Here is an 11866-nt window from a genome sequence, read left to right as displayed (position 1 = left end):
CGAGACGCTTTCGCGCCGGACCCTCACCCCAACCCCTCTCCCGATGGGAGAGGGGCTCACGCTGTTCCTTCTCCCGTCGGGAGAAGGTGCCCCGCAGGGGCGGATGAGGGTACGGGCGTAGCCTGCGCATCCCAACCTTCGCGAGACGCTTTCGCGCCAGACCCTCACCCCAACCCCTCTCCCAATGGGAAAAGGGCTGTTGCTCAATCGGCGATCGGCAGGCTCAGCGTCTCCTTCACCTCTTCCATCACGATGTAGCTCTTGGACTCGCGCACGTGCGGCAGGGTCAGCAGGGTGCTGCCCAGCAGCTTGCGGTAGGACGCCATCTCGCTGATCCGCGCCTTGAGCAGATAGTCGAAGTCGCCGGAGACCAGGTGGCACTCGAGCACGTTGGGCAGCTTCAGCGCGGCGCGGCGGAATTCCTCGAAGATGTCGCCAGACTTGTAGGCCAGGCTGATCTCCACGAACACCAGCAGGCTGGCCTTGAGGTAATGCGGGTCCAGCCGCGCGTAGTAGCCGGTGATGGCGCCGTCGCGTTCCAGCCGGCGCACGCGCTCGGTACAGGGCGTGGTCGACAGGCCGACCCGCTCGCCCAGTTCGGTGAAGGAGATGCGGCCTTCCTGCTGCAGGATGCGCAGGATCTTGCGGTCGATCTTGTCCAGTTCGCGGGCGCGTGCGGCCATGGCGCGGTCTCGGTGGGGCGGGGCAGGGGATTGGGCTGGTATGCGGAGAAAAAACAGGGGAAAATCCTGGGTTGCGCTTCCTATACTGCGCCTAACTCCATCCCTGGCGCCAGCCAGCCAGGGATTTGATCCGACGAGGTATGCGCATGCGGGTTCTGGTTCTCGGCAGCGGTGTGATCGGCACGGCCACGGCGTGGTATCTGGCCCGCAGCGGCTGCGAGGTGACGGTGGTCGATCGCCAGCCCGCGGCCGGGCTGGAGACCAGCTATGCCAATGCCGGCCAGGTCTCGCCCGGCTACGCGTCGCCGTGGGCGGCGCCCGGGGTGCCGCTGAAGGCGCTGAAATGGCTGTTCCAGCGCCATGCGCCGCTGGCGATCAGCCCCACCGCCGACCTGCAGCAGTACCTGTGGCTGGCGCAGATGCTGCGCAACTGCACCGCCGAGCGCTATGCGATCAACAAGGCGCGGATGGTGCGCCTGTCCGAGTACAGCCGCGACTGCCTGGACCAACTGCGCGCCGAGACCGGCATCGAATACGAAGGCCGCCAGCTCGGCACCACCCAGTTGTTCCGCACCCAGCAGCAACTGGATGGCGCGGCCAAGGACATCGAGGTGCTGCGCGAGTACGGCGTGCCCTACGAACTGCTGGACCGCGCCGGCATCGCCCGGGTCGAGCCGGCGCTGGCCAGCGCGCCGGCCAGCCTGGTCGGCGCCTTGCGCCTGCCCAACGATCAGACCGGCGACTGTCGCCTGTTCACCCAGCGCCTGGCCGCGCTGGCCGCGGCCGCCGGCGTGCAATTCCGCTACGGCGAGACCATCGACGGCCTGCAGGCCGACGGCGACCGCCTGGACGGCGTGCGCCTCGGCGGCCGGCTGGAGCGCGCCGACCGTTACGTGGTCGCCTTGGGCAGCTATTCCCCGCGCTTGCTGGCGCCGCTGGGCATCCGCCTGCCGGTGTACCCGCTGAAAGGCTATTCGCTGACCCTGCCGATCCGCGACGCGGCGCTGGCGCCGACTTCCACCATCCTCGACGAAACCTACAAGGTGGCGATCACCCGCTTCGACCAGCGCATCCGCGTCGGTGGCATGGCCGAACTGGCCGGCTTCGACCTGTCGCTGCCGGCGCGGCGCCGCGCGACCCTGGAGAAAGTGGTGAACGACCTGTACCCGCGCGGCGGCGACCTGGCCCGCGCCGAATTCTGGACCGGGCTGCGCCCGGCCACGCCCGACGGCACCCCGGTGGTCGGCGCCACCGGCTACCGCAACCTGTTCCTCAACACCGGCCACGGCACGCTGGGCTGGACCATGGCCTGCGGTTCCGGCCGCTACCTGGCCGACCTGATCGCCTCGCGCCAGCCGCAGATCAGCGGCGAGGGCCTGGACATCTTCCGTTACTCGCGCGGGTCCGCCGCGTCCACCGCCGAGGCCGTCGCGTGCGCCCAGCCCGTGCATTGATCGACCTCGAGGCGCTGCGCCACAACTATCGCCTGGCCAAACGCCTGGGCGGCGGCAAGGCGCTGGCGGTGGTCAAGGCCGATGCCTACGGGCACGGCGCGGTTGCCTGCGCGCGCGCGCTGGAGGCGGAGGCCGACGGCTTCGCGGTGGCCTGCATCGAGGAGGCGCTGGAACTGCGCCAGGCCGGCATCGCCGCGCCGATCCTGCTGCTGGAAGGCATCTTCGACGCCGACGAACTGCCGCTGGTCGCCGAACACCGGCTGTGGTGCGCGGTCGCCTCGCCGTGGCAGGTCGAGGCGATCGCCGCGTTCGCCGCGCCGCGGCCGCTGTGCCTGTGGTTGAAGCTGGACAGCGGCATGCACCGGCTGGGCCTGGCGCCGGACGAATTCCGCGCCGCGCATGCGCGGCTGAGCGCGCTGCCGCAGGTCGAGCGGCTGGTGCTGATGAGCCACTTCGCCCGCGCCGACGAACTGGACAGCGCGCGCACCCTGGAGCAGGTCGACGTCTTCCGCCAGGCCACCGCCGGCCTGGCCGGCGACATCAGCCTGTGCAACTCCCCGGCCCTGCTGGGCTGGCCGCAGTTGCGCAACGGCTGGGCGCGGCCGGGGCTGATGCTGTACGGCGCCGACCCGTTCGCCGCCGGCGCCGAATTGCCGGGCGAATTGCGTCCGGTGATGACCCTGCAGTCCAGGGTCATCGCGGTGCGCGACTTGGCCGCCGGCGAGCCGGTCGGCTACGGCGCGCGCTTCGTCGCGCCGCGCCCGACCCGGGTCGGCGTGGTGGCGATGGGCTATGCCGACGGCTATCCGCAGTTCGCGCCGAACGGCACGCCGGTGCTGATCGACGGCGCACCCGGGCAACTGATCGGGCGCGTCTCGATGGACATGCTGACCGTGGACCTGACCGACCACCCGCAGGCCGGACTCGGCAGCGAGGTCCAGCTGTGGGGCGCGCAGCCGCGCATCGACACCCTGGCCGCGCGCTGCGCCTCCAGCGCCTACCGCCTGCTGTGCGGACTCAAGCGTGCGCCGCGCGCGTATCTGCACGGCTGAGCGCCGAACTCGCCGCTCCTGCAGGAGCGGCTTCAGCCGCGACGAACGAAGCCGCACGCCTGCAAATGCAGGGCGAGCATCAAGGCCGAGGCCCCAGCAAAACAACACCAGCCCGCCTGCAAAGTCCCTGTAGGAGCGGCTTCAGCCGCGACGAACGCAGCCGCACGCTTGCAACTGCAGGGCAAGCATCAAGGCCGAGGGCACGACGACACAACTCCAGTCAGCTCGCCGCATGGCCTCTGTGGGAGCGACTTCAGCCGCGACGAACGAAGGCGGCGCCCACCGGCCGCGGAAAAACCGGATGACGCGACATCGCCCGCCTCACCCCGCCAGTCGGACAGGACGATCGCCCGGCCACCGGAGCGCACGCACAGCACCTCGGGTCACCCCTCCTGTGCATGCCGCCCCTCAGCGCCCAGCCATCTCGGCATCGCCACGGAACTCGCGGCGCACCCAATCGTCGAGCAGCCGCTTCTCGTAGCGCAGCGGGTCGTTGCTCATGCCGATGCTGCTGTTGAACAGGTAGCTGCTGTCGATCAGCTTGCGCTCGCCCTGGTCCAGCACCTGCCCACCCGCGCCGCGCAAGGTGAAGGTCAGGCTGATGCGCGGTGGGTAGATATCGCGCATCACCCGCACGTCGTTCCATTGCACGCCGTGCCACGGCTCGTAGTCGCCGGCGCGCTTGATGTCGGTCAGTTCCACGTCCAGCCGCTGCCCGGGCGCCAGGCGCTTGCCTGCGCGCTCCTGCAGGTAGTCGGCCAGCTGCCGCACCCAGTCGCCGCGCTGCGCTTCCCAGCGGTTGCGGCTGTAGCGCAGTTCGGTGAACGTGGCCGGGTCGGCCCAGCGGACCTGCACCGGTCCATCGCGCTCGACGCTGCGCGGGGCCTGCGGATCGGTGACATTGCGGGTCTCGGCGGAGGCTCCGCCCGCCAACAGGCAGGCCAGCGCCAGCGCCGTCCAGGCGTATCGGATCTTCATGACGGATCTCCACGAGGGGTGCCCTCGCAAGTGTGTGCCTGCGCCGGCGCGGCCGCAATCGCCACGGCGGCCGCGCCGGCGCGCGTTCGCCACCGATTCATCCTGTTTCGGCACGTGACGTGCGGTTCACGCTGCCTCGCCGCGTGCTTCACGGCACGCGCCCCACCATGGCCGCACATACGGGATTCGGGGATCGCATGAAGATGCCGCTGTTCCACCACGCGCACGCCGCAGGCGACGTGCGCCTGCAGTTCATCGACTGGGCCAAGCGCCACGGCCACAGCCCGGCCAGCGGCGCGGCCAGTTTCGTCGAGCAGCAGGCGAATCTGGACGAGGCGGCGCGGCAACTGCGGCTGTCCCCGGGCGAGGACGTGCGGCAGGAACTGCGCCGCTACCTGGCCTCGCTCGGCGAGCAGCGGGACGTGGCCGTGCAGTTCCCGCCGATCTACGCGTTCCGCAGCCCGCAGGGCCAGAGCTTCCGCTACTCGCTGACCCTGGTGCTGGCCGAGCACGGCGTCGAATGGAAGGCGCGGGTATGGACCGGACTGGAGTACCTGGGCCTGATCGTCGGCCGCGGCGCAGGCCCGCGTGCCAACTACACACGCCTGGCGCGGATGGCGGTGGAGCACGAACTGAGCAACGACAGCCCGCGCTTCACGCTGGGCTAGGAGAGCGCCGCCCATGTCCTATGCCATCGCCCCCGAAGACACCATCGCCCCGGAGCAGGCCGCTGCGCCGGAGCAGTGCCGCCAGCAATGCCGGCAACTGGGCGTGACCCGCGTGCAGCAGATGCTGGAACGCTCGCCGCCGTCCTGGCGCGAGGAGGCCGAGCGCTGGCTGGAGGAGCAGGCCCTGCGCAGCGCGCGCCTGACGCAATGGGGCGTCATCGGCGGCATCGCGCTGTCGCTGCTGGGGATCGTGCTGGTCGTCGCCTTCCTGTGGTGAGCGCGCGTCGCCACCGCCACTTGGCTTGACGGCGGCGGAGCGGCTTAACAAGATGCGGGATGCGCTGCGCGTGCCCCGGGCGTCTTCACGCCCCGGGCACGCGCCGTGTCGCTTCTTCATCGCCGCGCCGTCGTTCTCCAGAGCACACCACGCCATGCATGTCAGTACCGAATCGCCTCTCTTGTCGCGCGCGCCGGCGTCGGACCTGCACTACCGCGAGATCTTCGACAAGATCGATTCCGGGTTCTGCGTGGTGCAGGTGCTGTTCGACGGCGAGCGCGCGGTGGACTATGTGTTCCTGGAGGTCAATGCCGCGTTCGAGCGCGAAACCGGTCTGCGCGACGTCGTCGGCCGCCGCGTGTGCGAGATGTTGCCGGCCCACGAGGAACACTGGTTCGAACTGTACGGCGAGGTGGCGCGCAGCGGCCGCCGCGGCAAGACCGAGAACTTTTCGGTGGGACTGGATCGGTGGTGGACGGTCGATGCATTCCGGGTCGGCGCGCCGGAACGCCACCAGGTGGCCGTGCAGTTCCTCGACATCACCGAGCGCAAGCGCGTGGAGCGCGACCTGGCCGAAAGCGAGGCCCGCTTCAGCGCGCTCGCCGAGGGCCTGCCGATGCCGGTATGGGTGCTGGACGCCACCGGCCACCTGCGCTTCACCAATACCGCCTATGCCGAGTTCTTCGGCATCAATCCGGAATCGGACGACGCACAGCCCGGCTGGGGCGATGTGCTGCATCCGGAGGACGCCGGCCCCTTCGCATTCGAACTGCGCCTGGCGCTGAGCGAGCAGCGCAACCTGCGCGCGCTGGTGCGCGCGCGCCGCCACGACGGCGAATGGCGCTGGGTGGAGATGACCGCGGTGCCGCGCTATTCCGCCGAGGGCGAGTTCATCGGCCTGGCCGGCAGCAGCCCGGACGTCACCGAGCGCCGCGACATCGAACTGGCGCGCGAGCAACTGCTGGAATCCGAGCGCAGCGCGCGCAATGCCGCCGAGAGCATGGCGCGGCTGAAGGACGAGTTCCTGGCCACGCTGTCGCACGAACTGCGCACGCCACTGACCACCATCCTCGGCTGGAGCGACCTGCTGCTGCAGCGGCTGCCGCCCGGCGATCCGAGCAGCAAGGGCCTGTCGGTGATCGCCAGCAGCGCGCGCGCGCAGCAGCGGCTGATCTCGGACATGCTCGATCTCAGCAGCATGCTGCTGGGCAAGGTGCAACTGGAAGTGGAGCAGCTGGATCTGGCCGAACAGGTGCGCGAGGCGTTGCGCGCGCAGGAGCCGGTGGCCGAAGGCAAGGCGCAGTCGCTGACCCTGCAGGCGCCGCCGCAGCCGTGCATGGTGCTGGGCGACGCCACGCGCCTGCAGCAGGTGTTCTGGAACCTGTTGTCCAACGCGATCAAGTTCACGCCGGCGCACGGGCGCATCGACCTGTCGATCGATGCCGATGCGGACGGCGAGCACGTGACGGTGGCGGTGCGCGACTCCGGCGACGGCATCCCGCCGGAATTCCTGCCGCATCTGTTCGGCCGCTTCCGCCAGGCCGACGGCACCACCACGCGCCTGCACGGCGGCCTCGGCCTGGGCCTGGCGATCGTGCAGCAACTGGTGGAAATGCATGGCGGCCAAGTCAGCGCGGCCAGCGACGGCCGCGGCTGCGGTTCGGTGTTCACCGTGCGCCTGCCGCTGCACCGCGACGTGCCGGGCAAGCGGCCGCTGCGAGAGGTGCGTGCCTTCGCGATGGCCGAACAGATCGTGGAGGCGCATGCGCTGAAGGGCATGCGCCTGCTCGCGGTCGAGGACCAGCCGGACATGCTCGACTACCTGCGCCGCCTGCTCCAGGAGCAGGGCGCGGAGGTGCTGGCGGTGGGCTCGGCCAGCGAGGCGCTGGAAGTGCTCGATGGCGGCGGCCACGCCGACATCGACGTGATGGTCACCGACATCGGCATGCCGGGCATGGACGGCTACGGCCTGATCCGCACCATCCGCGAGAACATGGGCCTGCAGGCCGCCGACCTGCCGGCGGTGGCGGTGACCGCGCTGGCGCGTGCCGACGACCGCGATCGCGCGCTGCAGTCCGGTTTCCAGGAACACCTGGCCAAGCCGTACAGCGTGGCGCAGTTGGTGTCCGCGGTGCGCTTCGCCAGGCAGGCCTGAGCGGCGCCCTTGTCCGCCGGCTCACGCCGGCGGCGCTAGGGTAGGCGCTCCCCCGCACGGAGTCCGCCGATGACCAAGTATGCCAAGCGCGTCCACACCGACCAGGCGCAGATCCAGGCGCTGGAGGAACTGATCCTGCAATTGCCCGAGCAGTCCGACGTGCAGATCGAACTCGTCGACGGCAGCACGTTCCTGGGCACGGTCAGCATTCGCCCGAGCATCCAGCAGTTCCGCGACGCGGACGAGCGCGAAGGCAGCAACGCGCAGGTGCGGATCGACGGGCTCGACGACCCGGCCGAACACCATTTCCTCTGGCTGGACGAGATCCGCAGCGTGCGCCAGCTCCCGGCTCGCCCCTGGGACGAGGATCCGCGCGGCGACGCCGCGTCTTGACGCGTCTTTCACTTTTGCCGCGGCGCGGCTGTGCATCATCGGATTCCCCCGAGTCCGGATGTCCTCCACGAATGACCATGCCCTCGCCACCTCATGCCCGCTGGATCGTCGGCGTCCTCGCCGCCGCCCTGCTCGCCGCCTGCGGCGACACCGCCAAGCATTCCATCGAGGAAGGCTCGGGGCCGGATCCGGTACTGCCCGACCCGGTGAAGCGCATGATTCCCACGGTGAAGGTCGCCGAGGTCAAGCGCTGGGCCGACGGCGCCGCGCCGGTGCCGGCCGCCGGCCTGGAGGTCAAGGCCTTCGCTCGCGAACTGGATCATCCGCGCTGGCTGTACGTGCTGCCCAACGGCGATGTGCTGGTGGCCGAGACCGCGGCGCCACCGGCGCCGGAGAAGGAGAGCAGCGGCCTGCGCGACAAGATCCAGGGCGCGATGATGGCCAAGGCCGGCTCCACCGTGCCCAGCGCCAACCGCATCACCTTGCTGCGCGACGCCGACGGCGACGGCGTGGCGGAAGTGCGCACCCAGTTCCTCAAGGGCCTGTATTCGCCGTTCGGCATGGCCCTGATCGGCGATCGGTTGTACGTCGCCAATGCCGATGCGCTGGTCAGCTTTCCGTACAAGGACGGCGACACCCAGATCAACGCCGCGCCCAGCTTCGTCGCCAACCTGCCCGGCGGCATCAACCATCACTGGACCAAGAGCCTGCTGGCCAGCCGCGACGGCAAGAAGCTCTACGTCGGCGTCGGCTCCAACAGCAACGTCGCCGAGAACGGCATGGATGCCGAGCTCAACCGCGCGGCGATCCTGGAAGTGGACGCGCAGAGCGGCACCACCCGCGTGTTCGCCAGCGGCCTGCGCAATCCGGTGGGCCTGGCCTGGCAGCCGGGCGCGGACACCTTGTGGGTGGTGGTCAACGAACGCGACGAGATCGGCAGCGACCTGGTGCCCGACTACCTGACCTCGGTGCGCGAGGGCGGCTTCTACGGCTGGCCTTACAGCTATTACGGCCAGCACGTGGACGAACGCGTGCAGCCGCAGAACGCGGAGATGGTGGCCAGCGCGATCAAGCCGGACTATGCGCTGGGCGCGCACACCGCCTCGCTGGGCCTGGCCTTCTACGAGGGTACGCTGCTGCCGCCGGCCTACCGGAGCGGCGCCTTCATCGGTCAGCATGGCTCGTGGAATCGCGATCCGCCGTCCGGGTACAAGGTCGTCTACGTCCCGTTCGCCGACGGCAAGCCGACCGGCAAGCCGCAGGACGTACTGACCGGTTTCCTCGACGCGGAAGGCAAGGCGCAGGGGCGCCCGGTCGGCGTGGCGGTGGACAAGCCGGGTGCGCTGCTGGTGGCCGACGACGTCGGCAACGTGATCTGGCGGGTGACGCCCAAGCCGGGCGCGGGCAAGTAAAAAGCAACTGCCGGCGCGCTGTGTCGCGCTGCTGTAGGAGCGGCTTCAGCCGCGACAGGGGTTGGTCGAAGGACTTCGGGTCGCGGCTGAAGCCGCTCCTACAGAAGAGCTGTTGGGGCGTGCGGTGATCCCGGTAGGTGCGATGGGACTAGCGGCGCTGGGCCGCTCAAGCAAAGCAGTTGCACTGCAGACGTACCTGTAGGAGCGGCTTCAGCCGCGACGCAACCTTACAGGGACGCGTCGCGGCTGAAGCCGCTCCTACATTGGGGAATTTGCCGCTGCGCTTCCGCAGCGGCTACCAGCCGACGCTCAACCACCTTTTCGCAAACTGGCTCTCTGCGCCGCCTACCGGGCGCTATTGCTCCACCGGCGCCGGTTCCACGCCGAAACGACGCGCATAGCCGCGTTCGTTGAACACGCGCTCCACCTCGGTGGCGCCCAGCTCCGGCGCGGCATAGACCGCATACACCACGCTGCCGTCGTCGCGCTCGCCGCGCTGGTGCAGGCGGTAGCGTGGACGCCCTGTACCGGTGTTCTCCGGGTAGTGCAGTGGCGGTTGGCTGCCGTCCAGGTCCACTTCGCTGTTGTCGACGACGCCACCGATGAACACTGCGCGCATATGCCTCTCCATCCGTTCGGGGTGGCTTGCAGCCTAGGCGCGACAATGTTGCCGTCGCATCAATGATGCGTTCGCTTAGCGCAAAACCGGGGCGGCGCCGGGCTGCCGGTAGAATGCGCATTCCCCGTCCATTTCCGATCCCATGCCGGCCTTGCAAGACGCTCCCCTCGAGACCCTGTTCCTGCCCTTCGCCCAGGGCGCGCTGCGCTGGCCGGCCGGCAGGGTGCTGTTCCTGCGCGCCCGCGACGGCTGGGCGCTGCGCCAGCACGCGCAGCCGACACAACTGGTCTGCGAGCAGGGCTATCGCCCGTTCGCGACCGCGTTGCAGCACAGCGGCTGGCAGGTCCGGGCCGAGGACGCCGGCGACCACGACGATGCCGGCGGCTACGCGCTGATCCTGGTGCTGCCGCCGCGCCAGCGCGACGAGGCGCGGGCGCTGCTGGCACGCGCGGTGGCGCTGGCCGCGCCGGGCGGCATCGTGGTCGCCTGCCAGGCCAACAACGAAGGCGCGCGTTCCGGCGAGGACGACCTGCAGCAGTTGGCCGGGCTCGGCGGCAAACTGACCAAGCACCATTGCCGCGTGTACTGGACCGCGCCGCTGCAGGGCGGCCACGACGCCGCGCTGCAGCAGCGCTGGGCGAAGCTGGACGCGGTGCGGCCGATCCTGGACGGGCGCTTCCGCAGCCGTCCCGGGGTGTTCGCCTGGGACCGCATCGACCCGGCCTCGGCGCTGCTGGCCGAGCATCTGCCGCCGGATCTGGCCGGGCGCGCCGCCGATCTCGGTGCCGGTTACGGCTACCTGTCGGCGGAGCTGCTCGCGCGCTGCCCGAAGATCGCCGCGCTGGACCTGTTCGAGGCCGACGCGCGCGCACTGGCGCTGGCGCGCGCCAACCTGGCGCAGGCGCCGGCCGGGGTGACGCTGGGCTTCCACTGGCACGACGTGACCACCGGGCTGCCCGCGCAGTACGACGTCATCGTCTCCAATCCGCCGTTCCACGCGCCCGGCCGGATGGAGCGCCCGGACATCGGCCGCCGCTTCATCGCCGTGGCGGCGCAGGCGCTCAAGCCCGGCGGCACGCTGTTCCTGGTCGCCAACCGGCACCTGCCTTACGAGGCGGTGCTCGATGCCAGCTTCGGCGAGACCGAGGTGATCGCCACCCGCGACGGCTTCAAGCTGATCGCCGCGGTGCGCAGCCGCGGCGGCGCACGCCGATGAAACTGGTCAAGCATCTGGCCAACCTGGGCTACGGCAGCCGCAAGCAGGTGGCGCTGCTGTTCCGCGAAGGCCGCGTCACCGATGCCGAGGGCGAGGTGCTGTACGCCGACGACCAGGTGCCGCACGCGGCGATCCGGGTCGATGGCGAAGCGCTGGATCCGCCCCCCGGGCTGATCCTGGCGCTGCACAAGCCGACCGGCTACACCTGCTCGACCAAGGATCCGGGACGCATCGTCTACGACCTGCTGCCGCCGCGCTTCCGCCTGCGCGCGCCGCTGCTGTCCACGGTGGGGCGGCTGGACCGCGACACCAGCGGGTTGCTGCTGATGACCGACGACGGCGCGCTGCTGCATCGCATCGTCTCGCCGAAGGCGCGCCTGGCCAAGGTCTACGAGGCGATCCTGGCCGAGGACCTGCGCGGCGATGAAGCCGCGCAGTTCGCCAGCGGCACGCTGCTGCTCGACGGCGAGACCACGCCGCTGCTGCCGGTGGCACTGGAAACGCTGGGGCCGCGGCAGGTGCGCGTGGCCCTGCACGAGGGCCGCTACCACCAGGTACGGCGCATGTTCGCCGCCGTCGGCAACCACGTGGTGGCGCTGCATCGCGGTCGCATCGGCGGCTTCGGCCTGGGCGATCTGCCGTCCGGCCAGTGGCGGGTGCTGGAGGCGGCGGACGTCGCGCAGTTGTTTGAGGGCCGGGATTAGGGATTCGGGAGTGGGGATTAGTAAAGGCGTATGGCCGCAGGCGTGCCTTCGCCGATCCCCGTCCGATCCTGGGGCCTTTGTCCTCGAACGTCCGCTTGCCGCCGTCCAATCCCAACTGTCCGCCACGTCTGCGGCTTGCGCTGGACGATCGCGTTTGAATGGCAGGCCTGAGCAGATCGAACTGAAGTGCTGCGTTTTTGTAGGAGCGGCTTCAGCCGCGACCGGGCATCGCCGGTAACGCCCGGTCGCGGCTGA

Annotated in this window: 12 protein-coding genes; 9 read left to right on the top strand and 3 right to left on the bottom strand. The window is 70.1% G+C overall.

All coding sequences use genetic code 11. The features are described from left to right. Positions 1–203 precede the first annotated feature (203 nt). Complete coding sequence (locus AB3X07_RS19810) at positions 204–683, bottom strand: Lrp/AsnC ligand binding domain-containing protein (RefSeq protein ID WP_263111051.1); 480 nt, start codon at positions 681–683, stop codon at positions 204–206. A gap of 146 nt (positions 684–829) precedes the next feature. Here AB3X07_RS19810 and AB3X07_RS19805 point away from each other — a divergent pair, with 146 nt between their 5' ends. Together AB3X07_RS19805 and alr are read left to right on the top strand one after the other, a co-directional pair. Continuing rightward, the gene (locus AB3X07_RS19805) at positions 830–2137 is read left to right on the top strand and encodes a D-amino acid dehydrogenase (RefSeq protein ID WP_369940538.1); all 1308 of its coding nucleotides are present in this window, start codon (positions 830–832) and stop codon (positions 2135–2137) included. After that, positions 2116–3189 (top strand): alanine racemase, encoded by a 1074-nt coding sequence (alr, locus tag AB3X07_RS19800; protein ID WP_369940537.1) that lies wholly within the window; start codon positions 2116–2118, stop codon positions 3187–3189. Before AB3X07_RS19805 ends, alr begins: the two co-directional genes overlap by 22 nt. A 408-nt stretch (positions 3190–3597) precedes the next feature. Here alr and AB3X07_RS19795 read toward each other — a convergent pair whose 3' ends face one another. Further along, positions 3598–4167, bottom strand: a complete 570-nt coding sequence (locus AB3X07_RS19795) for a DUF3016 domain-containing protein (RefSeq protein ID WP_369940536.1) — start codon at positions 4165–4167, stop codon at positions 3598–3600. A 197-nt stretch (positions 4168–4364) separates the two neighbouring features. On the opposite strand from AB3X07_RS19795, the gene AB3X07_RS19790 reads away from it, so the two are divergent. From AB3X07_RS19790 to AB3X07_RS19770, 5 genes are all read left to right on the top strand, one after another. Then, positions 4365–4835, top strand: coding sequence for a hypothetical protein (locus AB3X07_RS19790; protein ID WP_369940534.1), 471 nt, complete (start codon positions 4365–4367; stop codon positions 4833–4835). Positions 4836–4848: 13 nt separating this feature from the next. Beyond that, positions 4849–5112 (top strand): hypothetical protein, encoded by a 264-nt coding sequence (locus tag AB3X07_RS19785; RefSeq protein WP_369940532.1) that lies wholly within the window; start codon positions 4849–4851, stop codon positions 5110–5112. 154 nt (positions 5113–5266) lie between these two features. Continuing rightward, a complete protein-coding gene (locus AB3X07_RS19780) occupies positions 5267–7267 on the top strand; it encodes an ATP-binding protein (protein WP_369940531.1) in 2001 nt (666 codons plus the stop codon). Between the two features lie 69 nt (positions 7268–7336). Further along, on the top strand, positions 7337–7660 hold the full coding sequence (locus tag AB3X07_RS19775; protein ID WP_369940530.1) for a DUF3247 family protein: 324 nt from the start codon (positions 7337–7339) through the stop codon (positions 7658–7660). Positions 7661–7737: 77 nt separating this feature from the next. Next, the gene (locus tag AB3X07_RS19770) at positions 7738–9072 is read left to right on the top strand and encodes a PQQ-dependent sugar dehydrogenase (protein WP_369940528.1); all 1335 of its coding nucleotides are present in this window, start codon (positions 7738–7740) and stop codon (positions 9070–9072) included. 355 nt (positions 9073–9427) lie between these two features. Here the strand turns inward: AB3X07_RS19770 and AB3X07_RS19765 are convergent, their stop codons facing one another. After that, positions 9428–9691 (bottom strand): hypothetical protein, encoded by a 264-nt coding sequence (locus AB3X07_RS19765; RefSeq protein WP_369940527.1) that lies wholly within the window; start codon positions 9689–9691, stop codon positions 9428–9430. Positions 9692–9833: 142 nt separating this feature from the next. On the opposite strand from AB3X07_RS19765, the gene AB3X07_RS19760 reads away from it, so the two are divergent. Further along, positions 9834–10907, top strand: coding sequence for a class I SAM-dependent methyltransferase (locus AB3X07_RS19760; protein WP_369940526.1), 1074 nt, complete (start codon positions 9834–9836; stop codon positions 10905–10907). Further along, positions 10904–11611, top strand: coding sequence for a pseudouridine synthase (locus AB3X07_RS19755; protein WP_369940525.1), 708 nt, complete (start codon positions 10904–10906; stop codon positions 11609–11611). Before AB3X07_RS19760 ends, AB3X07_RS19755 begins: the two co-directional genes overlap by 4 nt. Positions 11612–11866 lie beyond the last annotated feature (255 nt).

Source organism: Xanthomonas sp. DAR 35659 (assembly GCF_041242975.1).
Classification (GTDB): domain Bacteria; phylum Pseudomonadota; class Gammaproteobacteria; order Xanthomonadales; family Xanthomonadaceae; genus Xanthomonas_A; species Xanthomonas_A medicagonis.
This window is presented reverse-complemented; position numbering and strand designations above follow the sequence as displayed.